Genomic DNA, 24,087 nt, shown 5'->3' with positions numbered 1-24,087 from the left:
GATAAAACAGATGAAACGGTTTTTAAACGGATTTTAAAATTTGTGTTTATCTGCAAAGTCCGTAAAATCGGCGTTCTTTTCTCTAAACCTTATTTCTTTTCTTATGATTTTTGGTAAAAAAAATAGCCTTTCTTTTGCGCTTTATATTGTCCTACTTGCGTTTTCACTTTTGGGAACGGCTTGTGGAAAAAAGGCGCAACAAGAAAATCCGACCCAAACGGCAGAAGAAACAACCACTTCGCAGGCAGATGCAATTTCTAACGAAGCCCCCTTAGAAGCCGTCGCCGAGCCGCAGCAGGAGCAAACAGCGGCAGCGCGTCCTGCCCTTATTGCGTTTTACAACGTAGAAAATCTCTTTGATGTAGAAGATGACCCCAAAATCAATGATGATGATTTCCTACCAAAAGGCAAACAAAAATGGACAAAAGAACGCTATCAAACCAAACTCAAAAAGTTGGCGGAGGCAATCGCTAAAATGCACCCCGAAGGCAAAGGCGCAGAGCTACTTGGCGTTTGTGAGGTAGAAAATCGACGTGTTTTGGAAGACCTTATCCAAACGCCCCCACTTGATGCCCTCAATTACGGCATTATCCACCAAGACTCAAACGACGGCAGAGGGATTGATGTGGCTTTGCTCTACAAAAAAGAAGCCTTTGTACCTACTCAAAATGCACTTTTGCCTATTCCAAACAAAAAAACAAGAGGCGTTTTGCAGGTAGCGGGCAAATTATGGGGCGAGCCTATGAATCTTTTTGTGAATCATTTTCCTTCGCGCAGAGAGGGAAAAGAGGAAAGTGAAGGCAATCGCTTGCAGGTGGCGGAGGTAGCGCGAAAGGCAATAGACGCGCTTTTGATGCAAAATCCTGATGCCAATATTATCGTCATGGGCGATTTTAACGACGAACCGCAGGACAAAAGTATCGTAGAGGGTTTAAAAAGTCGTGCCGACAAAAACTTGAAAGCTGGCGAACTCTATAATCCTTTTCACAATTTGGCAAAGGCAGGCAAAGGCACTTACAACTATCGAGGCGAATGGAATATGTTAGACCAAATGCTAATTTCTAAATCGCTTTTAGATAAAAAAGGGCTAAAATTTGAAAAATCTGACATCTTTGCCCCTGAGTGGCTCAAACAGCAGCAGCCTGAAAAGTACAGAGGCAATCCCGACCGAACTTATGTAGGGGAGCGGTACTTGGGCGGTTATAGCGACCACTTCCCAATTTATATGCAGCTAATTCCTTAGGCTTTTCTAATTTTTTCAAAAGATAAAAAAAACAATCCCAATAAAATTTTGTAACGTATTTTTTTGTTACTATTTCTACCAAAATAGAAACAAACAAGGTTTTATTGGGAAAATATTTTGCCCCAAAGCACTCAACACCAATTTTTAGCGCACCTTAAATAATTTGTACCCCTGCTCAAAACTTTTGACATTGAGCGGAAACTCTAATACTACGTGCAGCAGGCTTAAAAAATAGAGTGCCATCATACCAACTTTTAAATCGTAATAGTACAAAGCTAAGGATAAACTCCATATTATTCCAATGGTTAGGCTTTGTTTGGCACTAACTCGATGCCAAGCGATAATTTCTACTTTCGAAAACCAATTCAAATAATGGTAAGTATAGGCAAAGGCTATCAGGCGTTGAAATGCCAAAGGGGAGAAAGGAAGTTTGTTTTCTATCGGATTTAAAAAGTTAAAAAAATAAAGTGTAATGTCTTCTAAAATCTGATTTAGCCCTCGAAAATCGGTACTAAAATAATCTTCTTTCGCCATTTCTGCCATCTTTTGTGGCGTTTCTATATCGGTCAATATCAAAAAAAGAGAACCCAAAAGAAAGACCAATACGGCAATACCTCCCCAGAGGCTTCGATTGCGAGCCGCACCAGTTATCATAAAAATCAAAGTAAAGATATAAACATGAATAAAAGTAGGCAATAACCAAGAGAAAATAAGCAAATACCAATTACTTTCTGCTGCCCAATAAGCGAATAACAATAGGAGCAACCCCGCCACTAAGCGGACTTTGCGCTTTTGAGTGGCTACCAAAATCAATGCCCAGCCGAAAGCGATAAAAAGGGTGTGTCTGGAAAGAAAGACAAGAATAGGATAAACAGTTTCACTTTTGAGGTGAAAATAATCTAATAAAGAAAGATTTTTACTCAAAAGATAGGCGGCTGAAAGCAGAATAGTAAATAAAATAAGAGGATAAATTTCACTTCTTTTATTTACAAAAAAGTTTCTTTTTTCTAACCAAAAAATTTCGGTAAGATAGTGAAGGCTACCCAAAACGGCGTAACTAAAAAGAAATAGGGCAAAGGGAAGGCAATAAGCAATTAAAATTGATATAAAAATAAGTAAAATATTTACTTGGTCTATTTTAAAAACGGCAGTTTGTGGCTTCATTTTTGAAAAATTTGAAAAAGTGGTGTAATTTTTAAATCAAAGTGTTCTTTTATGCTGTAATAATACGAAAAAAAAATAAATTGTCAGTGGGTTTGGGCAAATGTGCTGCAAAAAAGTAGCTTTTTGCTATCTTTGGTTTTGCTATCTTAGCCGCCCCAATAGGTCTTGCTTGTTGAAAGGCGATTTATTTATTTTTACAAAAACAACAAAATTTTAGCATCATGAAGCAGGTATTTTTCCTTGTTTTTTGTCTTCTTTTTTTAGCGGCTTGCCAAGCTAAAAAAGAAGACAGTTCCAACAATCAGGCGCAAAATCAGACCCTAAATCAGACAGAAACAAGCCAAACTGAGGCAAATGAAGCCTCCGCACAAAGCAAGCAAATGCCTGAAAAAGAGCAAGTTAGTGGCAAGCCGCGCGGTTCTATCTACCGCTGTGATGGGTTCTACAATGGCATTGCCAGCGAATGGATACAAGTGGCTTTTTCACAAGATGGTTCGAAAATTGAAGGAATTTGGTATTGGAATACGCAAGACGAAAACAAGAAAGCCTTGCAGGTATCAGATTATCAAGTCAGTAAAGGTGAAATCAGTGGCTCGACGGGAATTGTAACCTTCCCTACGGGTGAAAAATATGGCTTCGGGCAGGTAGAAGACCGTTTTAATTTGACGCACGAAGACGGACGTTTTCAGGAATTTGAATATGAATCTAATCAATAAAAAATAAAATATCTATATCAAAAGGTATTTCATTTAGTCCGTTTGAGTTCATAAATGAGATACCTTTTAATCTTATCTTTATGAAAAAAAAATGTTGTTTTGCGATACTTTCTCTTTTTCTTGCCCTATTTTCGAGCATCTTAAAGGTGGGAGAGTTGGCTGCCCAAACTTCTCAAAAGGAATTGCGTCTTTATTGGATAGATTTGCAAAAGCCTCAAAATCAGCCCTTTCATCAGTCACAAGTTTCGCTTGCCTACCTACTTTTGAAGGCGGCTAAGGAAGGACAACTGCCTTTTTATCGCTTAGATAGAATAGAAAATAATGCAGATTTTAGTATGAATATAGAACCGCTTGCGCCTTCTTATTTGGATAGGTGGAGTGGGCTTAAACAAGAAGAAATTGGGGTGATGGCATTGGAACAAATTTATGAAAAAGAACAGTTTTTTCCACAGTATTTGCACCTTTATACGAATGCGAACACTTTTTCGAGCAAAAAGTCAGAGCTATTGATTTCGTTTCGTTTTGCTGATTTAGTTCATTTTTTTGAAGACAAGCAGCAGCCTTTTTTTCATAACATCTTAGCGGGCAAGGCTTTCAATGAAGTTTTGATTTTAGATGAAAAAAAACAACAAGAGTTAGCCATTTTTTTGATGCAAGAATTGAAAAAAGAAACACTATTGGCTTATGAATCTGATTTGGAAAAAACAATCGCCGCCTCGCTTTTTTTTCAGAAGTGGGGCGCTTGGGTAGATGCTCCTATCGGGCGCGTGCAGTTGCGATTGCAACAAAAAAAGATAGATAAAACAGACAAAAAAAATAAGTTTGAAATAAAATCGCTTGACCTCTATATTCGCACACAGGAGCAGGCTACTTTTTCACAAGTTGCCCGTTTTAAATGGGAAAACTTTAAAACCATTGCCGCTCAAAGCTACTGGTTTTCAGGCGATTCTTCGCTTTTGATGCCTTTTTCACAAGCCTTAGCCGAGCAGCGTTTTGTGGCAGATTCATTTACTTATTTGAATACTTTGGCAGCAGAAAAACTTTATTATCAGGCTTCTTTTGATAAGGACAGATGGAAAAATGCTCAATTTTATCAACAAATTAAACAAGAAATTGAAGTAGCAGCGTTTCCCCAAAATGAGCCATTGGCAGAGGCTTTTCGCGATTTTATTCCACTTCTTTTTAAAAAATTAGAAAAAAATAAAATCAAAGCCTACCAAACTACCCTCAAAGCGCAGGCAGCGGAGGCGCAAAATACGAGAGCAGAAAGCGAAGAAAAAGCCCTTGACTTTGAAGCCCTGAAAAATGCCCTTCTTTTCCCCAAGTCGGCTTTCACAAATCAAGGGCTTTCGCCTGCCGAAAGAGAGCAGCTCGAATGGGGCATGACCGAAGAGGAGTATGCTATTTTACAAGAAAAACGCGAAAAATTACTATTGCGTTTCTCAAAGATAAAGAAATTATGGAAAGACCCTGCCCCTTCTGATTTTTTTGCGATGCAAGATATTTCTATTTTAGAACTTAATTCGGAAATTATCTATCCGCGCGAAGGTTCTTTTTATCTTTTGGAAGACCATTTTCTACATTTCTACATTCCTGCCGCGCATAGTGAAAACAACTTGGGGGTAAATCGGTTTGTTTTGAAAGTGCGTTATCAAGATGCTTTAAAAATTATGAAAAAAATAAAACTCGATACGCCCCAAGGCAAGCGCACCTTAGCAGAAGTCTTTGAAAATCGCCTCTTGGCTACCTACACGTGGTATGCCAGCGCACCCTACGCCAAATAAAAAATTGAATGTGCAGTTTTTGCTCCTCTTAAAAAACTAAATTTTCTTACTTTTATTTCAAATATTTTTATGAAAATATTTATGTTATCTATCAAATTATATTTCAATTTTAAAGGCTTGCTTTCAGTTTTTCTGATAGCGTTTTGGGGGCTTTTCCTCGCTCCTTTTCATACCAACTTAGGGCAAGATAAAGCAGATTATTTAAGTCAATTAGACAAAGAAATGGAAGGCGATATTTTTGCCAATAGTTTTCATGGTTTTGTCCTTTATGATTTAGATAGTCAAAAGTATTTGTACGAATACAATGCGGATAAGTATTTTACCCCTGCCTCTAATGTCAAGATAGCGACGCTTTTTGCGGCTCTGACGTGGCTACCCGATTCGCTGCCCGCTTTTCAGTATTTGGTAAAAGGCGATTCGCTGATTTTTTGGGGAACAGGTGACCCTACTTTGTTGCATAGTCGTTTTCAGAACGATACACTTATCAAATTTTTAGACTTGGCAAAAGACTATAAACTCTATTTTTCTTACACCAACTACAACGACGAATCCTATGGCGAGGGCTGGGCATGGGAAGATTATAGAAGCGAAGATGGTGTAGAAAAGTCGCCGTTGCCGATTTACCAAAATATGGTGGAACTCTCGGCTGATGGCAGCTGTGCGGTGGTCTGTAAGCCTACTTATTTTGTTGATTTTTTAGTCAATAAAGAAGATATAGAAGTTAAAAAGTTTGCGATTTTTCGCAGCCTACAAAACAACGATTTTTTCTATAATCTAAGCGGCGATATAGACGAAACCGTAACCCAAACACTACCCTTCAAGCCTACGCCTGAATTGATAATTGCTTTATTATCAGACACTTTAAAACGCGAAATTTCGCTTATAGACTATCCCATTCCTGCCCATGCCAAGACGGTGTATCATAGTTTGAAGTTGCCTGTTTTGGAGCGCATGATGCAGCGGAGTGATAATTTTTTAGCCGAACAACTTTTACTTTTGTGTGCGCATGAGCGGTTTAATACGCTCAATACTGAAATGATTATTGAATATACTTTGAGGAAGAAATTGCGAAAACTAAGTCATCAGCCGCGTTGGGTAGATGGTTCGGGGCTTTCGCGTTACAACCTTTTTACGCCGCGCTCTTTTGTAGAAATTCTGACCCAAATGCGTAAAATCTTACCTAACGAAACTTTGCTTTACAATCTTTTTGCCGTAGGAGGCAAAAAGGGAACTTTGGCGCGACGCTATACCAAATATCCGCCTTTTTTGTATGCCAAGACAGGTACTTTGAGCAACAACCATTCTGTTTCGGGCTACCTAACGACCAAATCGGGCAGGCGTTGGTGTTTCTCCTTTCTAAACAACCACCACATGCACAGTCCGAGCAAGATTGCCAATCAGATGGAAAAAATCTTGACCCAGTTGTATCTTAAATATTAAGAAAATTTGTCTTTTTGGGCAAAAAAGAGCCTTTCTTTGCTGTTTTTATCGTCATGCCGAATATTTTTTTTGTGAATTTTCCAACATGTTAGGCTTTTTTTGTATTTTGGTCGAAATTTCCAAATTTACTTGCGTGCGGTGAAGCGAAAGCGCGTTTTTTTGCTTACTTGCAACTTAATTCATTCACACATTCTTTACACAAACTTCAATATTATGCAAAGTATGAAAAAAGTTTTAGCCTCTCTTGCGGCGGGTTTGCTATTGAGCGGTTCGGCAATGGCAAGCGGCTATCAGGTTGTACTACAAGGTAGTAGGGTTACGGGTTTAGGCAACTGCGGCGTGGGCTATGTAGCAGGGGCGGCAAGCCTTTGGTTTAACCCTGGTGCGATGGGTATGGTCAAGAAAAGTTCGATTATGTTGGGTGCAAATAGTGTCAATTCCACAATCAAATACCTTTCACCTGCCCCAAGCACTTATACGGCAGAGAGCGAATCGCCAATGGGTACGCCTTTTTTCGCCTATGGTGTGTATAAAATCAACGACAAGTTAGTAGCAGGCTTAGGGGTTGTTACGCCTTATGGTTCTACGGTGAAATGGAATCCAGATTGGGAAGGGCAGTTTGTATTGCGCGATTTGAGTCTTTCTTCGTTTTATATCCAACCGACGGTGAGCTATAAAATCAATGACCAGTTGAGCATCGGGGCAGGGGTAGATTTTGCTATCGGCAGCGTCGAACTCAATAGAGGCGTTCCTTTGGCAGACCAAAACGGCAATTATGGTAATGCGAACTTAAAGGGCAGCTCTAAATTGGGCGTAGGCTTCAATGTGGGCGTTTATTACGAGCCTACCGAAAAATTATCAGTCGGTTTGAGCTATCGTTCGCGCATCAATGCCGTAGTAGAAGAAGGGGACGTAACCTTCGATGTGCCTTCCTTAGCCGCAGGCAACTTCCAAGCGACTCAATTTAGTGCTGAATTGCCTTTGCCTTCGGTGGCGAGTTTGGGCGTAGCTTTCTATCCTTTGGCAGAGAAGGAAAAAATGATGGTGACGGCAGAGGCTGCACTTACGGCGTGGTCGGCATACGAAGAATTGCGCTTCGACTACAATGCGCCTGTGGCAGGCACCACTTCTACGGTTTCGAAACGCAACTACAAAGATTCTTTTGTGTTTAAATTAGGGGTAGAATATCAGCCTATAGAAAACTTGCAGTTGCGCGTTGGGGGTTATTTCGACCAAGCCGCTGCGCCTGATGGCTACATGACTCCCGAAACGCCCGATACCAATACGCTTGGTCTTACCTTAGGCGTTGGTTATACCATTGCTGAAAAATTCACTGTCGATGTGCATTACTTGAATGTTAATCGTGAGAAGCGCGAAAACGTGGCTGCCCCAGATGCAGGTACATTGAGCGGAACTTTCCACCCTGGCGCACATATTTTCGGCATGGGCTTGTCTTATAGCTTCTAATTTTCTTATTTTCAAAAAGCATTTAAAATACACTTCATAAACTATGCTAACACAGAAACTACAATCTTACCTCCGTTATTTTGGCATGAGCCTGATGGCAGGCTTGGTCTTGACGGCTTGCGAACCAGAATTAGACCCACCTACCCCTTCGAAAGGAACGGCAGATTTTAGCAAATACATTGCCTTAGGCAATTCCCTTACTTCGGGTTATGCAGATGGGGCTTTGTACCGTCAGGGTCAAATCAATTCCTATCCCAATATGATTGCGACAAGCCTCAAAGAAGCAGGGCTTTTGCAAGGCGAATTTAAGCAGCCCCTTGTGCCAGAAGGCAACGGTTCGGGCGGTGCTTCGGGGCGTTTGCAGTTGCAAATCGTAAATGGTGCGCCACTTCCTGTCGCTACCGAAAATGACCCTACTGTTTTCCAATCGGTAGCGGCACAAGCTCCTTTTCAAAATTTGGGCGTTCCCGGGGCGCGTTCTTTCCACTTAGTTACGCCTCTTTTTGGCGCACCGCAAGGGGGAAATCCTTTCTTTACCCGTTTTTGTACTGCGCCCGGTGAAAAATCGGTCTTAGACGAAGCCGTTGCACAAGCTCCTACTTTCTTTACCCTTTGGATAGGCAACAACGACGTATTAGGTTATGCCTTAGCAGGCGGCGATGGCGGTGCAGGCGACCAAATCACGTCTACACAAGTACTGCAAGGCTCTATCGCAGGCGTAGTAGGTGGTTTGAAGCAAGCCAATCCGAATGTAAAAGGTGCGATTGCCAATATTCCTGCCATCTTGAAGATTCCTTATTTTACCTTCATTCCGCATAACTTTCTCTCTCAGGAGCAGGCTACGCTTATCTATACTGGTGTGCGTGCTGCCGTAGAAGCACAAGCGCGTCCTACCGTAGAAGCGGCTGTTCGTCAGCAAGTTACGGCGGCGGTAGCGCAGGTGGTACGTGAAACAATGGTTACGCCACAAGTTACGGCGGCTGTCCGTCAGCAAGTTGTGGCACAGGTTACGGCGACAGTTCGCGAGCAGGCACGCCAGCAAGCCCTTGCACAAGGCGCAAGTGAGGCGCAGGCAGCCGCAGCCGCTGATGCTTTTGTCGCAAGCGCGGAAGGGCAGGCTTTGATTGAGCAAAATGTAGAAGCGCAGATGGCTTCCGAGCAGGTACAAGCCCTTATCGCCCAAAATGTAGAAGCGCAAATGGCTTCACCACAGGTACAGGCTGGCATAGAGGCAGAGGTAAATACACGCATGCAATCGGCTGAAATTCAGGCAATTATCGCACAACAGTTGGCAAATGTAGTTGCTGCTATCGGTCTTCCTTCTGAAATTGGAGCGCAAAATCCGTTCCTGATAGAAACCGAGCGCACTGCTCAAAATCCTGCGGGTATTCGTGTGGCTACACCCGAAGATATGATTCTTTTGGCAGTAGGTTCGTATGTAAGCACGCCTGCTTTCCAAGCGTTCCCTGTTTTGCCCGGTCGTTTTGTCTTAGATTCGGAAGAGCAAGGCGAAATCAACAACGCCATTGCTTCTTACAATAGCGTGATTGCAGAAATTGCGCAAGCAAATGACTTGGCACTGGTAGATATGTCAGGCTTCTTCAACGAAGTACAATCTGGTTTTGTGTATAATGGCGTGAGCTACAGCCCTACTTTCATCACAGGTGGTGCGTTCAGCTTAGACGGTATTCACCTAACCGATAGAGGCTATGCTTTGGCTGCCAATGAGTTTATCAAGGCTATCAATGCCAAATACAACGCCACTATCTCACCTGTTCCCGTCAATCAGTATCGCGGAATTTTGTTCCCCTAATTTAGATTAACTTCTCATCAACCCTAAGAGTCGGAAAGGCTCTTGGGGTTTTTAGTTTAGAAAAAAATCGGTGATAATTCGTAAAATCCGTACTATCGGCGTTTCTAATTTATGAAAGACGAAAAAGCGTTTATCTTTTAGCACGCCTGCGCAATAAACTTCCAAAAATCATTCAAAATCAATTAGGAAATATGGGAACTATCCAATACGACATCGAAAAAGACGACCTTTATTTGCAAGGTCTGGAAAAAGGCGAGCGCGTAGGCGAGCTAAAAGTCCGTCGCGAATTAGCGATTTCTTGTTTAAAAGATAGGCTTTCGGTAGAGAAAACTGCCAAACTCACAAAACTATCCATCGAGGAAGTTCGCAAATTGAGTAAAGAATTGTAAGTTACTTGGGCGTATTCTATGCTTTATCTCTTGCCCGAACTTGCTTTGTGGGTCTGCTGCTATTAAAACATCTAAAAAATAGCACTTTGTAGCTGTTTTTTGCTATTTTTGTAGTATCCTACAACGCAAATCAAAGATTTTCCGCACTGATAGGTCGTAGTCGGAAACTACGCCCAACGGGGGAAACCCAAGAAGTAGGCAAAATTCTGCTTATAAAGATGCTAAGGAATTTTTAATAAATAACACAAAAAAATATGATGAAAAAAAATTTAAATAATTTATTTGTTTTTATTTTATTTTTATTTCTTTTTTCTTGTTACAAACAAGAAGAACATCAAATAAAAACAAAAATACACGTAGATACTCTCTATTACCAAGATAGTGCTTTTATGGATTTAATATATAAACGAAATAATGATACCATTATTATAGAAAATTATCACATTTCTGAAAGAAAATATCCTGATAATATTTATGATATCTATTCGAAAAAAATTACAAATTCATGTCCTTCTCCTAATCAAAAAGAAGTTGTAAGAATAATATATGTAGATGATGTATATTCTATTTATTTGGATTCTGAAGAAGTTTATGTAAATAACTATATAAAATATGGGCAAGATGTACAATCTACAAATGAAATATCTTACAACCACCCAAGTCTTGTTTTAGTAGCAGAAACTTGTTTCACCAATTGTCATAATAATAGAAAAGGAAAATGGTCAAAAATACAGGAGATAGACACAAGTAATTTACAACTATTTAAAAAACATTTATTTAAAATACATAAAAAAAGCTATATTATTAAAAAAAATAACGAACTTGAAAAAATTGTAAAAAAAGACTTATCTGAAATTTCTGATAAAAATTTAGATATTATTCGTAAATATTTAAAAAAAGCAGTACGTAATAATGATATTCCAGTTTATTAAATTTTAATATATTTCTCACTAAATCCAAATTTTCTTACCCCCCCCGTTGTCCGTAGTGTTCCCATAGACAAATAATAAACTAAATGTTAGGCTTCGTCTGCGACTATGACTTATAGCGCATTGAAAAACTACCCCAAACATGAATATTTCCAAAATAATTTTTTGAGTTTGTTGTTTCAATTGCGGTTTCGACTTTTGCTTGGCTCGCTATTTTTCGAAAACTCTTAGGGTTTTGTTTTCGTTATGATGGAGTTAGGTTCTGATTTTTTCACTTAGTCCCTTCTTGCGTTATGCTTGGTTATCAATTCAGTCAATACGTTCCGAGAGAAAACAACGAAAAAAGCGATTTTGAACGCCTATTGAAGATTTTTTTAGAACTTTTGGGCATGTCGGGTGGCAATGTGGCAGAGGCGATGGCTTGGCTTACCAACTTAGACAACAAATACCAACTCACAGACGAGGGCTACGGCATTGGCGATTTTTTTGAAGATTTGAAGAAAAAAGGCTTTTTAGAAGAAAACCCCGTAGCAGGCAGCCTTTCGGTAACGCCAAAAACAGGGCAGCAAATTCGCAAAAACGCCCTCAACGAAATTTTTGGAAAGATACGAAAAGCAAACGCGGGCAATCATAGAACCGCCAAATACGGCAATGCAGGCGAAACCGAACCCGACAAACGCCCCTTTCAATATGGCGACGATTTGGGGCAAATTGCGCACACCGACTCGATTCGAAACGCGCAAATCAACTGGGGCATCGATAATTTTCACCTAACCGAAAACGATTTAGAAGTGCATGAAAAGCTCTTTTTGGCACAAACTTCTACGGTTTTGATGATTGATATTTCCCATTCGATGATTCTCTATGGTGAAGACCGCATCACACCCGCCAAAAAAGTCGCGATGGCACTTGCCGAACTCATCACACAAAGATACCCCAAAGATACCTTAGATGTCATTGTTTTTGGCAATGATGCTTGGCAAATTGAAATAAAAGACCTACCTTATTTGGAAGTAGGTCCTTATCATACCAACACCGTTGCAGGTCTGGAACTGGCAATGAACCTCTTGCGCCGCCGCAAAAATCCGAACAAACAAATTTTTATGATTACCGATGGGAAGCCCACTTGCATCAAACAAGGCGTGAGATACTACAAAAACAGTTTTGGATTAGACAAAAAAATACTCAATAAAACGCTCAATTTGGCAACCCAATGCAAAAAGTTGCACATTCCCATCACAACCTTTATGATAGCCTCCGACCCTTATTTGCAACAATTTGTGCGCGAATTTTCGGAAGCAAACAAAGGGAAAGCCTATTTTAGCGGACTTTCAGGCTTGGGGCAGCTTGTATTAGAAGATTTTGATAAAAGGCGAAAAAAGCAATTTTGAGCGTTAAGCAAATCAGAAAACAGGTACAAATGTAAGGACAAGGCATTGCCTTGTCCGAATTAAGGTAGCCCGAAGTTGGAACTTCGCGCTATTTGGCTAAGTTTTATCTTATTTTTCTTTGTATAATTTCAAAAGTGGTGTTCCCTCTTTACAACCTGTAAGTAGGAAACTGCCATTTTGATAGACATAAGTGCAGTCGGCTAATTCGAAGGTTTCGCCGTTTTGGAAAGGCGCAAGGGTTATGATGTCGCTCTCTATAAAGTGGAGCGAGCCGCCTGTTTCAGACGCAATTTTGAGGTAATCGGGTGAAATACCATTTGCCTCTGCCCCACACAAAACGATACGCAGGGGCTTGTTGTAGGCTTTAATTTGGTCTAATAATACCAAATCGCGCACAGGTGCGTAACTATCAGCTACCAAGACCACCTGCTCACATTCGGGACACTTTTCTAACCCTGCCAAAACCGCCTCTAAATCATTTTCTTGAATATCGCCTCCATTGCCACTCATAATCGTTTTGGAGATGGCATCTTTTGCCGATTCAAAATTGCCTTTATTAGAAAAATAGATGCCCCCTACTTTTCCTGCTACTTTTTTCTTGTCGGGGGTCAGGTTGCCGTCATTGAAGAAGACATATTGTAAGATGTTTTGGCTGCTTTTTTCACTTTGAAGGGCATGCCAGACCAAAACCTGCACCCCATAGGGGTACATGCTGCCCGTCCAGTCATTGACAACTAAGATGTTGTCCCATTCTTTGTTGCGCTTCATGACTTTAAAAAAGGTAGAATCTTTCGAAACATAGCGCATGTCGATGAGTTTATCCACCAAAAGGGGCGAGTTGAGTTCCGAATCGCTAAGAATAGGGCTTCCGCTGGGGCTTTTCTTGCGCACATAAACGGCTAAACCGTGAAAACGCTTGCGAAAGTCGGCGGCGGTTTTGCCTTCGGTTTGTGCAGCACTGCGCCAAGTGATAAACTCTTGCGTTGCCAAACTTTCATCATGCGCCAAGATAGCGGAAAGGCGTTTGCGATTTAGGGCGGAAAGGTCTTTGCCTTTGGGATAGTCGGTATAAACGACGACGATGGAATCTATCATTTCGCCTTCTAAGGCGTTCCAATCGATGCGAAGTTTTGGGTCGGATTTGCCAAAGCCCATTGGAATCAAAATCACGTGCGACTGGCTGGTGTCTGCCTGCCAAATGTCGGTCTGATACGATTCCATGCGCGATTCGAGCCACTCTAAGGGCGAGGGCGATTTTTTATCTTTCGGATTTTCTTCCTGTGCTTGGGCAAGATTTGAAAATAAAGTCCAAAAAATAAGCCACGCAACAAAGCGAGAGAGATGCGCCATTTTCATCATAGTTTAGAGGCTAATAATTAGGAATGGAGAAAAGTTTGGTTAAAACAAAACAAGGTAAAAATTGCTTTGTTCAAATGTTTGTTCTATTAAGAACGCAAAGCAAGCCTGAAAAAGTATGTATGCAGCACTTTGGCTCTGATTTTGCCCTGCCGTAAGCCCTTTTTGGCAAATATACGTACCTTTGCGCTCTATAAGATGCTGCTTGTGGTAGAAATCCCCATAAGTTTTCCCCCTTTGGCAGACAAATTTTCAAAACCGCTTTGTTTTTATTCTTAGCACCAAAACCGAAATTGCTCATGTTTCCGATACGATTCGCCCTTTCCTCAAAGGCTCTTTTTCCTACCCGCAAAACCTTTTGGCTCTATTTGCTGCCTTTTAGTGCGGTCTTTTTATGGAGTTGTTTTGGGCAGGATACTGAAAAGAGTACGCAAAAAATAGGGCAGCAAGCTCTCCAAAACAGCAAGCCAAATCAAGACGCTGCTGATAAAAATCTTGCCGACTCCATTCTTTCCGAAAAGAAAAACACAAAAGACACGCTCACCGTCATTGGCGTTGGCGATATGATGTTTGGCACAAGTTACCCTTCGGCGGCGCATTTGCCTGCCGACGAGGGCAAACAACTTTTAGCACCTGTTTCAGACATCTTAAAAAGTGCCGACCTTACCTTTGGCAACCTCGAAGGTGTGGTCTTGGATAAAGGCGGAACGGTCAAACATTGTTCAAATCCTGCCATTTGTTATGCCTTTCGCATGCCCGAAAAGTACGCCTCTGTGATGCTCGATGCGGGTTTTGATATGGTCAGCATTGCCAATAACCATGTAGGCGATTTTGGGCAGGCAGGCAGAGAAAATACGGTAGATTTTCTAAAAAGAGTAGGCATTGCAGGGGCAGGTCTGCTTTCCTGCCCAACGGCAATCGTAGAAAAAGAGGGCATCAGATACGGCTTGGCAGCCTTCGCGCCTAATTCGGGGACGGTAGATATTCGCGATATCGAGGGTGCGAAAAAAATCGTGCGCGATTTAGCCCAAAAAGTAGACATCGTGATTGTGTCTTTTCATGGAGGCGCAGAAGGTAGCAGCAGGCAGCACGTTACACGCCAAACCGAAACTTTTTATGGTGAAAATAGGGGCAATGTGTATGCTTTTTCGCATGCCGTCATAGAGGCAGGAGCGGATATTGTCTTTGGGCATGGTCCTCACGTAACACGTGCGCTCGAATTGTACAAAGACCGCCTTATTGCGTATAGTTTGGGCAATTTCTGTACCTACGACCGCTTCAATTTGAAGGGCGTTTCTGGGCTTGCGCCTATTTTAGCCGTTCAGGTAGGAAAGGACGGCACTTTCTTTCAGGCGCAAATTACGGCAACGCAACAACTCGGAAGAGGGGGCGTTTCCTTAGATGCCGATAAGAAAGTCATTCAGGTTTTACAAAATCTGACCAAGACCGATTTTCCCGAAACGCCCCTAAACATAGACGACAAAGGCAAGGTTACGAAGAAATAACCCTTGCTACGGTGTGCAATTTGGCACTTATCTTGAAGTTAGGCGAGGCGTAGGAGGTTTTAAACCATACTTAACTAAATTTTCTTTTTTTTAACTATTAGAAAATGAAAAAAAACATACTTCTCTTGTGGCTTCTCTTAGGGGTGATTCTGCCCAAAGAAGCGACTGCCCACTACACAAGGGGCTTCGAAAATGGGGACAAAGACAAGGGCAAGACCATGACCGTAGTCATAGATGCAGGGCATGGCGGCAAAGACCCAGGGGCTTTGGGTAAAAAGGTCTATGAAAAAGACGTAACCTTAGCCGTAGCCTTGAAGGTAGGCAAACTCATAGAGGAAAACTGCCCCGATGTCAAGGTCATTTATACGCGCCAAACGGACGTTTTTGTAGAACTCAATGAGCGTTCTGAAATTGCCAATCGCAACAAAGCCGACCTCTTTATTTCTATCCATTGCAACGCCTCGAAAAATAAGACTTCCGAAGGGGCAGAAACTTATACCTTAGGCATGCACAAAACGCAGGACAACTTAGATGTGGCAATGCGCGAAAATGCTTCCATTCTGAAAGAAACCAATCACCAAGCCAAATATCAACAATTCGACCCCTACAATGTCGTTTCTTATATCCGCCTTTCCAACTTTCAGAGCAGTTATCAGGAACAGAGTCTGGATTTAGCCGCCAAGATTCAAAAGCAATTTGCCGAGCGCGTCAAAAGAAAGGATAGGGGCGTAAAACAGAGCGGTTTTTTGGTACTTTGGAAGACCGCCATGCCGTCGGTCTTGATAGAAATTGGCTTTATTTCTAATGCACAAGAGGAGGCGTATTTGATGGGTGAAAGTGGGCAGAACTACGTCGCTTCGGGTATTTATCGCGCCTTCAAAGAGTATAAGGAGGAAATTTATGCGAAAAAATAAGCTGCGCAGGCTTCTTTTTTTTGGTAGTTGAAAGAAAAGCCCTATCTTTGCAGCCTCAAATTTAAACTGATTTGGTATGAGAAATTACGAAACTACTTTCATTCTCACGCCCGTCCTGTCCGAAGGTCAGTTGCAAGAAGCAGCCGATAAGTTTTTTAACTACCTTCAAGACAACGGAGCAGAGGTCTATAACCGCGAAAACTGGGGATTGCGCAAATTAGCTTATCCTATCCAACACAAAAACACAGGCTACTATGTCTATTTCGAATTTAAGGCAGAGCCTGCCCTTATTGCACAGTTGGAAGTGGAGTACCGCCGCGACGAGCGCGTGATGCGTTTCCTTACGGTTACTTTGGATAAGTACGCGATGGAATTCAACGAGCGTCGCAGACGCGGTGAATTTAATAAGAAAAAAGAAGTGAAAAACGACTAATCCCCCTTTCCGACCATGACCTTAGTGAACGAACCCATCAACAGCAACCGCCAAGAGCGCAGAAAAAAATACTGCCGCTTTAAAAAGTCGGGTATCAAATACATCGATTACAAAGATGCCGACTTCTTAAAAAAATTCCTCAACGACCAAGGCGAAATCTTGCCTCGTCGTATCACAGGGACAAGCCTGAAGTATCAGCGTCAGCTTTCTTCGGCTGTTAAGCGTGCGCGTCATTTGGCACTTTTGCCTTTCACTGACGACAACGGCAAATAATCCCCTTTTGGTTGCTTTTTTATCCTCCCACAGTCTTGAAATCCGACTTTACTCATGGAAATCATCTTAAAACAGTCTGTTAAAGGCTTAGGCGATAAAGACGATAGAGTTGTCGTCAAACCCGGTTATGCCCGCAACTACCTCATTCCGCAGGGCTATGCCATCTTAGCCACTCCTTCTAATATCAAAATGATGGAGGAAATTCAGCGTCAGCAGGCACGCAAGCGCGAACAGCTCAAGCGCGATGCCCAAAATTTGGCTGAACGTCTGGAAGGCTTGAGCCTCGAAATCAAAACCAAAGCTGGCGAAACAGGCAAAATCTTTGGCGCAGTTACGGTACTTCAAATCTCTGCCGCTTTGCGCGAAAAGGGTTTTGAAATTGACCGCCGCCAAATCGACATCGCCGACGACATCAAGATGCTCGGAAGCTACCATGCCGTTTTGAACTTGCACAAAGAAGTAAAACCAAAGGTGAGCATCGAAGTTGTGGCTGAATAATGCCTGCAACGCAAAATCCTTTTTTAGTCCCTTTCCAACGGAGTTGGAAAGGGATTTTTTGTATCTTTGTTTTTCTAAGCTCACTTTCTAAGCCCATTTTCTAAGTCCATTGATGTTAAGTCCTGTTTTTGGTGGGGATACAAACAGCCGCTCAATTGAACACGAAATAAAATTTGGTTTTCGCCTCTTTTGGGTCTGAAAAAACAGGTCATTTCAATCCAACTTCGAGCAAGGCAATGCCTTGTGCCTACAAAATACGTCATTGCTTTATTTTTTCTTTTTTTTGCTTGCCTTATGTCTGAATTAGTGTCTGCCGAATCTTCTTTGCCTACGCAAAACAACCCGAATAGCAAATTTGGAATCCAACAGGTAATTACGTATTTTAAACAAACCCTTTCCGAAAAGAGCAATTATCCGCGTATTGCCAAACAGTATCTATATTTTGTTTTGAAGCAAAATTATAGTGTCAATGCCATTAGCGTCGAGCTTTTTTTGGAAAAAAAGACTGCACCTGTCTATCGGACGGCTTGTCTGCGTTTTCTCAAATTTGCCGAAAAGGTAGGGATTGCCTATGTCTATGATGATAAGATGCCACATCTCAAAGGCAATGCCTTAGTGTTGCGATTTTTAGCCGAGTCGCAAATCAATGAGAATAGCAAGCTCACGTATTCAAAGGCTTTGAACGAGTTATATAAGTTTTTGGAGCAAAAAAACTTGCCTTTGGCGCGTATTTCGGTATTGAGTTTTATAGACTTTTTGAAAAAGAAAAAACTTAGTATCTATACCGTCAATACCTATTTGGCGGCTATCAAGCAGTTTTGCAGGTACTGTGTTGCGAATCGCGACACACTTGGCTTTGAGCGTCGGGCGATAGAGCAGTTGCGCGACGTGATAGACCTGCGGAGCTTCAAAACGGGGACTACCCTACGCACATATAGCAAAGATAGCCTAACCGAAGCCGAGCGCGATTTGCTTCTTTCTACCATCAACAAGGCACGCGATAAGGCGATTGTGGCATTGATGGCGTATCAGGGCTTGCGCACCCTTGAAGTCATTAACTTGCTTTGGTCGGATATAAAAGTGGTACAGGGGCAAAATTTTTTAGCCATCTTGGGAAAGGGTAGGAATGAAAAAGAACTAATCCCTTTATTACCCATTTGCTATAAAATTCTAATTGAGTACCAAATTTCGCTGCCACGTTATGAAGCGGAAGGCTCGATGTTTCAGTTTGTGGAAACGAGTAGTATTCGCAAAATTACAAACAAATGGCTACGAAAAGCGGGTTTAAAACGCGAGCGCATTTCGGCGCATAGCCTACGCCATACTGTTGCACAACTCCTGATAGCCAAAGGCACGCCTAAAAGCATGGTCAAACGATTTTTGAGGCATAAAAGCGAGGCAATTACCAGCATTTATACCAACAAAGAGGAAGACAAGCAATTTTTGCAGTACGATTTTGCGGCGAAAAGTTCTTGATTTTAATTAACTACCAAAAAGCACTTTCAATTTTTTAGGCAAAATTTCTACTTCTATTTCTTTTACGTTGGCAATAAAATCGCCGTCGAGGTGGAGAGGCTGTGGTATTTCGCTGCAAATTCGCGCCTTTTGTATCTGACTGATGTGAAGTTTTGTGTTTTTGTACGCCCTTTTGCGCCAAGTCTGCCAAGCGAAAGCGTAGGCTTGCCAAGTGGAAAGTTTTTGCAAGTGGCAGAAGTCGAGTTTGCCGTCGGTGATGTCGGCTTGGGGTGAGATGTAGAAATCGTTTCCAAACTGCCCTGCATTGGCAAAGGTGAGCATGAAAGCCTCTAAAAGTTGTGCTTCGGTCTGATTTTCGAGCCAAACCTGATACGTTTGGGGCTGATAGGTGGCAAATTCTTGCCAAACAAGGCTTGCATATTTTTTTAAGCCTCTCTTTTGGGGATTTTGTGCAAAAAGTTGGCTCACATGGGCATCAAAGCCCAGCCCTGCGGTGCAGAAGAAATAACGCACCAGATTGCCGATTCGTACTGCCCCTACATCTATGGCACTTCGTTGTGTAGCGAGCAGGTAGGTGGCTGCCTTTGCAGGCTGCAAGGGAATTTTGAGGTGGCGTGCCAAGCCATTGCCCGAACCCGTAGGAATGATACCCAAGGCAGTAGCACTATCGAGCAGCGAGGCGGCAACTTCATTGACCGTTCCATCGCCCCCAATGGCGACGACGGCGAAGTAGCCCTCCTGTGCAGCTTGGGCTGCCAATTTCCTACCCTCCCCTGCATAGGTGGTATAACAGATTTCATAACGCAGGTCTGACTCGAAACGCAGCCGCTCATGCAAGGCTGTAATGAGCGGTTCTTTGCGTGCAGTGCCAGATTTGGGATTGAGCAGGAAAAGATATTTCTTTTTCAAAGCGAATAAAAAGTTTTGCCGTGAGAGAAAACAGAAAACGCAGGTTTGGAGGCTTTATTTTTGTTGTTGTGCCATTTTCTTGCGTGCCACTGTTAGGAAAAGGACAATGAAAAACAAAACCGTTGCGACTGTGGCAATCGCCCCCGCCGTCGAGGTATTCCACCAAACTGCCAAGCTATGCCCTATCCAAACTGCCATCAGACCAAAAAAAACGGCAAGCAATAGCATCGGGCGCAGGCGCGTAGTAAGCAGGTATGCCGCTGCCGCAGGCGCACTCAAAAGAGCTAAGACCAAAATTGCCCCCACAGATTCGAAGGCAACGACAACGGCTAAGGAAACCAACGCCATCAGGAGATAGTGCCAACGTCCGACTTTGATGCCCAAAGATTTGGCAAAGGCGGGGTCGAAGGTCGTGATTTGAAGTTGTTTGAAAAAAAGCCCCACAAAAGCCAAAACCAAAAGTAGGACTGCCCCAATCTGCCAAGCCGCTCTTGCGCCCAAATTTAGCACTGCCCCTTTTTGAAGCGGAATTTTCCAGAGGTCTAAACTTACATAGTCTATTTCGCCAAAAAGCACACACTCTACATCTAAATCCACTTTTTGCGCCCAGACTGAAATTAGCACTATCCCCAAAGCAAAAAGAGCCGTAAAACTGACTCCTATGGCGGCATCAGCTTGAATTTTAGCTTTTTGGTGCAAAAATTCTATCATAAAAGTAGCAAATAAGCCAAAAAAAGCCGCTCCTATCCAACCAAAACTCGAATGAAGGCTACCCGTTATCAGGAAAGCCAAGACGATACCCGGCAGAACGGCATGGGAAATGGCATCTGCCACCATTGTATTTTTGCGCAAGACCAAAAAGCAGCCCAAAATAGCACAGAGGCTTGCCACTAAACTTCCCACCAATAAGACCTGAAAATTGAGCATCATAAAAAAGATAGGTTTCCTATAATTCTAAAAGCCGTTTGATTTGTGCTTGATGGTGTTGATGGTGCAGGTGTATGAAAGAAAGTGTTTGTTCCATATCGAGTGCGCCTGCCAAAGGGTGCTTGAAGATTTCTTTGCCTAAAAGTTGGGTAGGAAAATACGTCGCAATCGCTTGTAGGGCAAGTCTGCTTTTTTCCCAATGGGCTTTTCCCTGCTCGAAGGTGCAGCGCGGTACGTTGGCTACTATATCGGGGGCTTTGATTTTGACGGGGGCAGCCAATGCGCCTTTGAGTGAAAGGTAGCGCAATTTGGTAGCCATGCCCGAATCTTTGAGCGGTTCGGTAGCCGTCTGTTGGGCATCGATTTTCTTTTGCAAATAGAGCGCGACTCCCCCTTCTACGTCGCCGAAGTGGTGCAAGACCTGACTTAGTGTCCAGCCCTCGTCCGCAGGGATTTGGGTAAAGCGTTCCGAAGGTTTGTTTTCTAAAAGGGAAAGCAACTGCAAGCGGCTTTCTTCGAGTTTTTGCCAAGTAGGGGCAAGGGCGGCAGGCATCATAGGAAAAAGCGTAAAGGATTTAAAAAGAATAGAAAAAATTGCTCAATGTGTGTTAGGTCTAATTTTTATCGCCTATCGCGCCAAGTGTATTGGCGGTTGAGTTTGAGGTCTTGCAAGACGGAGGCTTTTACGCCCAAATTGACCGAATACATCTGACGGGGACCAAAAGGCACCCAAGTAGCCGATAATTGCCAACAGTGCAAATCGCGGTGGATATTGAAAGAAGTAAAAGAAAATTCCTTCGCAGTGAAGTCATAACTGGTTTCATAGCTCACCTTCCATTTTTCGGTGAGTTTGACATCTCCATTGAGGCGCACGTTTTGCGTTACACGCGGGTCTTCAAAGCCATTTCGAGTATAGGCTAAATTGTAACTGATATTCAAAGACCAAGGCACATTGAAATCTACGTATAAATGCGCGTTATCGGCGATAAACTGCCTTTCTTCGTTGGTTTGAGCGGTTTTTTCGGCGGCTTCTTGTTCTTTGCTTTTAAAAGCGTCTGGATTTAAGTTGGTGCTGATAGAAACATTGAGCGAGGAAAAGCGTCCGAGTTTGCCTTCTTCGCTAAGGGCGTAGGTAGGCAGGCGGCGTTGGCTCACTGCACCTGTAAGGGTATCGCGCGAAATAAGCGAATAGGCGTAGGGGTCTAATGTGCCACGTGCGTTGATGTTGATTTTGTTGTCCCAAACGCGCGTGCGAAAATCAACGCTAATGGGGGCGAGTTGGAAGGAGTCGGCGGCTAAGTTGTAGGAAGTTTGGAAGCCCAAATTTTCTATGAGCATAATTTTTTCCTCTTTATCGCCTCTTTGTACTTTTGCTTCTAAATTATTAGAAAAACCAATACCTATCGTACCTGCTCTGCCTTGTGCAGGGCTGCCATAGATACCCTCGTAGCGCGAAATGCGCCTGATGTCGCCATTGTTATTGGTCTGCACGTTCTGATAAAAACCATAACGGGCATCACCAAAATCGGGATTGTAGGAAAAGGTTACGCTTGGCACCATCATGTGGCGCAGGGCTTTAAATTTTTCGCTTTTGTAATAAAAAGTATTGTAAAGGCGTGTGGCAAGACTTGCCGTTACGTCATACCTAAAAAACTGAAAGAAGCCATTTTCCTGACTCACGCGGACGGTATCGCCGCCTATCCATTCGTAATTGTTGCGGGTGCGATAGAAGGTTTGGGTGAAATTGACGCTGGGCGAAAGGGTGATGTATTTGGCAAGGGTGAGCGAAGTGGAAAGCGGTAGGCGGTGCTGAAAACCCACGCGCATATTTTTGAGCATTTCCGAAGCGGTAGAAAAATTGAAACCGAGCGTATCTGCCGTATTTCTGCCTACGTCTGTTTTCAAGCCGCCAAAATTGGGCGCAGGAATGAGGTTTGAAATATCGCCTCTGCCGTCCAGATTGTAGTTGATGCCGATTTGTGCCAAAGGAGAGCGCGAATTTTTAACTAAGTTTTTGAAAGGAAAAATGCGCGTTGCACTCAAATTGAATTGGGGTGAAAGCGTTACGATATTGGTCTGTACGTTTTGATTGTGGCGCAAACTGCTGGTAAAGGCAAAGGGTGTGCCTTCAAAAGTTTTCGAAAAATTGACACTCGAATTCAAAGAAGACTGCATAAAGTCTTGCGTATTGAAGGCGTTGCGGCGGTCGAAGGTTGTTGTACCTGCATTGACGTTGGCAGAAAAGCGCGTCGAGCCTTTTGTTTGGGGGGTGTGCGACCAGATGAGTTTGAAATCGCGTGTGCGCCCTTCTGTGCCTGTGCCACGCTCGCCCTGAATACTGTTATTGATATTAAAAGAAAAATTGCCGTTGTATTTGTATCTTTTTCTGTAATTACTTCGCAAAGAAGCCCCATAAAAACCTTTTGTATAGACTTCTGCCAAAAGTGCCAAATCTATGTAGTCTGAAATTGCCCAATAATAGCCGCCGTCGCGCAGGAAAAAGCCCCTTTCGCGTGTTTCGCCGTAGGTAGGGACAATAATTCCCGAAGCGCGTTTTTTGGGAATGGGCATCAGGGCAAAGGGAAAGCCCAGCGGCGTAGGAATGTCGCTAATTTCTAAAAGAAAAGGACCCGAAACGATTTGATTTTTACCAATTACTTTCATCTTTTTGGAGCGAATCCGAAAGTGCGGGTGGTCTAAATTACAAGTGGTATAAGCCCCACTAAGTCCGCTCAAATTGCCCTGTGCATCGCGTTTGCCGCGCTCTAAAAGCAAAAAGCCTTCGCCTTCTTGTTTGGTTACGCTTGTTACGATGGCGCGTTCCGATTTAAAATTGTAGCGCATTTCTTGGGCTTTGTACTGGTCTTCACCCTGTTTGAAGACGGGCGTATTGGTCAGTGCGCCTGTGGAGTCGTTGCGCTCACCTTTTGCCGTTAGGGTATTCGAAGCCCAATCTATATCAATTTGGTGCGATTCGAGCTTGGTGTTTTCAAAATCTATCTTCGAGCCGCGATAAAGGCGAATGATACCCTTTTCCATGTCATAAACGATAGAATCGGTAGCAGAATAAACGACCTCCGAAGCAAAATCATTAGACATCGGAATGGCTAAGGTGTCTGCCTTTGTTTGCAGGCTATCTTTTGTGATTTGGGCATGCAAAGTGCTGTTTGCGCTTGGGAATATGCCCAATCCGAATAGTATTGCACCAAAAAGAAAAAAAGAAATGAGCCTACATAGACTCCGAAGAAGTGTCATAAAGATTAGTCGGAAACGATGAATAAAAAGCCTACCACCTGCCATTTTTGTAGATGCGTTTTTAAAAAGCGTAGGTGTTATTACAATAGTGAAAGTGTTAAATGCACCCCACCCCAAACCCCTCCCCCAAAGGGAGGGGCTTCAATTTCGTATCATTTTTTTCGCATAAATGCAAAAAAATGATTTGGTTTTCGAACCCTCCCCT

General features: G+C 42.7%; 21 protein-coding genes. 15 read left to right on the top strand and 6 right to left on the bottom strand.

The window, feature by feature from the left end:
- Positions 1–103: 103 nt before the first annotated feature.
- Entirely contained in the window at positions 104–1,243 is a 1,140-nt protein-coding gene (locus G500_RS0108370) for an endonuclease/exonuclease/phosphatase family protein (protein ID WP_051203384.1), read from the top strand.
- 144 nt (positions 1,244–1,387) lie between these two features.
- On the opposite strand, the gene G500_RS0108365 is transcribed toward G500_RS0108370, so the two are convergent.
- On the bottom strand, positions 1,388–2,407 hold the full coding sequence (locus G500_RS0108365) for a hypothetical protein (protein WP_027002217.1): 1,020 nt from the start codon (positions 2,405–2,407) through the stop codon (positions 1,388–1,390).
- A gap of 221 nt (positions 2,408–2,628) precedes the next feature.
- Between G500_RS0108365 and G500_RS0108360 the strand changes: the two genes are divergently transcribed.
- From G500_RS0108360 to G500_RS0108325, 8 genes are all read left to right on the top strand, one after another.
- Positions 2,629–3,123, top strand: coding sequence for a hypothetical protein (locus G500_RS0108360; RefSeq protein ID WP_027002216.1), 495 nt, complete (start codon positions 2,629–2,631; stop codon positions 3,121–3,123).
- Positions 3,124–3,203: 80 nt separating this feature from the next.
- Positions 3,204–4,907: a hypothetical protein gene (locus tag G500_RS0108355; RefSeq protein ID WP_027002215.1), complete on the top strand. Its 1,704-nt coding sequence runs from the start codon at positions 3,204–3,206 to the stop codon at positions 4,905–4,907.
- 69 nt (positions 4,908–4,976) lie between these two features.
- Positions 4,977–6,347 (top strand): D-alanyl-D-alanine carboxypeptidase/D-alanyl-D-alanine-endopeptidase, encoded by a 1,371-nt coding sequence (locus tag G500_RS22940; RefSeq protein ID WP_051203383.1) that lies wholly within the window; start codon positions 4,977–4,979, stop codon positions 6,345–6,347.
- A 222-nt stretch (positions 6,348–6,569) separates the two neighbouring features.
- Positions 6,570–7,814 (top strand): OmpP1/FadL family transporter, encoded by a 1,245-nt coding sequence (locus G500_RS0108345; RefSeq protein WP_027002214.1) that lies wholly within the window; start codon positions 6,570–6,572, stop codon positions 7,812–7,814.
- Between the two features lie 43 nt (positions 7,815–7,857).
- The gene (locus tag G500_RS24955) at positions 7,858–9,627 is read left to right on the top strand and encodes an SGNH/GDSL hydrolase family protein (RefSeq protein ID WP_051203381.1); all 1,770 of its coding nucleotides are present in this window, start codon (positions 7,858–7,860) and stop codon (positions 9,625–9,627) included.
- Positions 9,628–9,818: 191 nt separating this feature from the next.
- On the top strand, positions 9,819–10,016 hold the full coding sequence (locus G500_RS0108335) for a hypothetical protein (protein WP_027002213.1): 198 nt from the start codon (positions 9,819–9,821) through the stop codon (positions 10,014–10,016).
- Between the two features lie 254 nt (positions 10,017–10,270).
- Positions 10,271–10,948 carry a hypothetical protein gene (locus G500_RS0108330; RefSeq protein WP_154657083.1) on the top strand — a complete coding sequence of 226 codons (678 nt, stop codon included), beginning with the start codon at positions 10,271–10,273 and terminating at the stop codon, positions 10,946–10,948.
- A 290-nt stretch (positions 10,949–11,238) separates the two neighbouring features.
- Positions 11,239–12,336 carry a vWA domain-containing protein gene (locus tag G500_RS0108325; RefSeq protein ID WP_027002211.1) on the top strand — a complete coding sequence of 366 codons (1,098 nt, stop codon included), beginning with the start codon at positions 11,239–11,241 and terminating at the stop codon, positions 12,334–12,336.
- 108 nt (positions 12,337–12,444) lie between these two features.
- Here G500_RS0108325 and G500_RS0108320 read toward each other — a convergent pair whose 3' ends face one another.
- On the bottom strand, positions 12,445–13,686 hold the full coding sequence (locus G500_RS0108320; protein ID WP_154657082.1) for an RNA methyltransferase: 1,242 nt from the start codon (positions 13,684–13,686) through the stop codon (positions 12,445–12,447).
- 305 nt (positions 13,687–13,991) lie between these two features.
- Between G500_RS0108320 and G500_RS0108310 the strand changes: the two genes are divergently transcribed.
- The 6 genes from G500_RS0108310 to G500_RS0108285 all read left to right on the top strand — a co-directional run bounded on the left by G500_RS0108310 (position 13,992) and on the right by G500_RS0108285 (position 18,791).
- Positions 13,992–15,197: a CapA family protein gene (locus G500_RS0108310; protein WP_051203380.1), complete on the top strand. Its 1,206-nt coding sequence runs from the start codon at positions 13,992–13,994 to the stop codon at positions 15,195–15,197.
- 104 nt (positions 15,198–15,301) lie between these two features.
- On the top strand, positions 15,302–16,111 hold the full coding sequence (locus tag G500_RS22930; RefSeq protein WP_035756842.1) for an N-acetylmuramoyl-L-alanine amidase family protein: 810 nt from the start codon (positions 15,302–15,304) through the stop codon (positions 16,109–16,111).
- A 76-nt stretch (positions 16,112–16,187) separates the two neighbouring features.
- Positions 16,188–16,544: a 30S ribosomal protein S6 gene (gene rpsF, locus G500_RS0108300; RefSeq protein ID WP_027002208.1), complete on the top strand. Its 357-nt coding sequence runs from the start codon at positions 16,188–16,190 to the stop codon at positions 16,542–16,544.
- 15 nt (positions 16,545–16,559) lie between these two features.
- Entirely contained in the window at positions 16,560–16,817 is a 258-nt protein-coding gene (gene rpsR, locus G500_RS0108295) for a 30S ribosomal protein S18 (RefSeq protein ID WP_027002207.1), read from the top strand.
- A gap of 54 nt (positions 16,818–16,871) precedes the next feature.
- Positions 16,872–17,315 (top strand): 50S ribosomal protein L9, encoded by a 444-nt coding sequence (rplI, locus tag G500_RS0108290; RefSeq protein WP_027002206.1) that lies wholly within the window; start codon positions 16,872–16,874, stop codon positions 17,313–17,315.
- A gap of 294 nt (positions 17,316–17,609) precedes the next feature.
- Positions 17,610–18,791: a tyrosine-type recombinase/integrase gene (locus tag G500_RS0108285; RefSeq protein WP_154657081.1), complete on the top strand. Its 1,182-nt coding sequence runs from the start codon at positions 17,610–17,612 to the stop codon at positions 18,789–18,791.
- Between the two features lie 6 nt (positions 18,792–18,797).
- Here G500_RS0108285 and G500_RS22925 read toward each other — a convergent pair whose 3' ends face one another.
- The 4 genes from G500_RS22925 to G500_RS22920 form a co-directional block, all read right to left on the bottom strand.
- Positions 18,798–19,700, bottom strand: a complete 903-nt coding sequence (locus tag G500_RS22925; protein ID WP_051203379.1) for a diacylglycerol/lipid kinase family protein — start codon at positions 19,698–19,700, stop codon at positions 18,798–18,800.
- 54 nt (positions 19,701–19,754) lie between these two features.
- Complete coding sequence (locus G500_RS0108275; RefSeq protein ID WP_245574477.1) at positions 19,755–20,630, bottom strand: metal ABC transporter permease; 876 nt, start codon at positions 20,628–20,630, stop codon at positions 19,755–19,757.
- A gap of 16 nt (positions 20,631–20,646) precedes the next feature.
- Positions 20,647–21,183 carry a DinB family protein gene (locus G500_RS0108270; RefSeq protein ID WP_027002203.1) on the bottom strand — a complete coding sequence of 179 codons (537 nt, stop codon included), beginning with the start codon at positions 21,181–21,183 and terminating at the stop codon, positions 20,647–20,649.
- A gap of 65 nt (positions 21,184–21,248) precedes the next feature.
- Entirely contained in the window at positions 21,249–23,882 is a 2,634-nt protein-coding gene (locus G500_RS22920) for a putative LPS assembly protein LptD (protein WP_154657080.1), read from the bottom strand.
- Between the last annotated feature and the right edge of the window lie 205 nt (positions 23,883–24,087).

Source organism: Hugenholtzia roseola DSM 9546 (assembly GCF_000422585.1).
Lineage (GTDB): Bacteria > Bacteroidota > Bacteroidia > Cytophagales > Bernardetiaceae > Hugenholtzia > Hugenholtzia roseola.
Note: the sequence above shows the minus strand (reverse complement) of the source record. Positions and strands in the feature narration are given on the sequence as shown.

Coding starts and splice junctions, on each gene's coding strand:
- G500_RS0108370 (WP_051203384.1), top strand. CDS start 104: ATGATTTTTGGTAAAAAAAATAGCCTTTCTTTTGCGCTTTATATTGTC.
- G500_RS0108365 (WP_027002217.1), bottom strand. CDS start 2,407: ATGAAGCCACAAACTGCCGTTTTTAAAATAGACCAAGTAAATATTTTA.
- G500_RS0108360 (WP_027002216.1), top strand. CDS start 2,629: ATGAAGCAGGTATTTTTCCTTGTTTTTTGTCTTCTTTTTTTAGCGGCT.
- G500_RS0108355 (WP_027002215.1), top strand. CDS start 3,204: ATGAAAAAAAAATGTTGTTTTGCGATACTTTCTCTTTTTCTTGCCCTA.
- G500_RS22940 (WP_051203383.1), top strand. CDS start 4,977: ATGAAAATATTTATGTTATCTATCAAATTATATTTCAATTTTAAAGGC.
- G500_RS0108345 (WP_027002214.1), top strand. CDS start 6,570: ATGAAAAAAGTTTTAGCCTCTCTTGCGGCGGGTTTGCTATTGAGCGGT.
- G500_RS24955 (WP_051203381.1), top strand. CDS start 7,858: ATGCTAACACAGAAACTACAATCTTACCTCCGTTATTTTGGCATGAGC.
- G500_RS0108335 (WP_027002213.1), top strand. CDS start 9,819: ATGGGAACTATCCAATACGACATCGAAAAAGACGACCTTTATTTGCAA.
- G500_RS0108330 (WP_154657083.1), top strand. CDS start 10,271: ATGATGAAAAAAAATTTAAATAATTTATTTGTTTTTATTTTATTTTTA.
- G500_RS0108325 (WP_027002211.1), top strand. CDS start 11,239: ATGCTTGGTTATCAATTCAGTCAATACGTTCCGAGAGAAAACAACGAA.
- G500_RS0108320 (WP_154657082.1), bottom strand. CDS start 13,686: ATGGCGCATCTCTCTCGCTTTGTTGCGTGGCTTATTTTTTGGACTTTA.
- G500_RS0108310 (WP_051203380.1), top strand. CDS start 13,992: ATGTTTCCGATACGATTCGCCCTTTCCTCAAAGGCTCTTTTTCCTACC.
- G500_RS22930 (WP_035756842.1), top strand. CDS start 15,302: ATGAAAAAAAACATACTTCTCTTGTGGCTTCTCTTAGGGGTGATTCTG.
- rpsF (WP_027002208.1), top strand. CDS start 16,188: ATGAGAAATTACGAAACTACTTTCATTCTCACGCCCGTCCTGTCCGAA.
- rpsR (WP_027002207.1), top strand. CDS start 16,560: ATGACCTTAGTGAACGAACCCATCAACAGCAACCGCCAAGAGCGCAGA.
- rplI (WP_027002206.1), top strand. CDS start 16,872: ATGGAAATCATCTTAAAACAGTCTGTTAAAGGCTTAGGCGATAAAGAC.
- G500_RS0108285 (WP_154657081.1), top strand. CDS start 17,610: ATGTCTGAATTAGTGTCTGCCGAATCTTCTTTGCCTACGCAAAACAAC.
- G500_RS0108275 (WP_245574477.1), bottom strand. CDS start 20,630: ATGATGCTCAATTTTCAGGTCTTATTGGTGGGAAGTTTAGTGGCAAGC.
- G500_RS0108270 (WP_027002203.1), bottom strand. CDS start 21,183: ATGATGCCTGCCGCCCTTGCCCCTACTTGGCAAAAACTCGAAGAAAGC.
- G500_RS22920 (WP_154657080.1), bottom strand. CDS start 23,882: ATGACACTTCTTCGGAGTCTATGTAGGCTCATTTCTTTTTTTCTTTTT.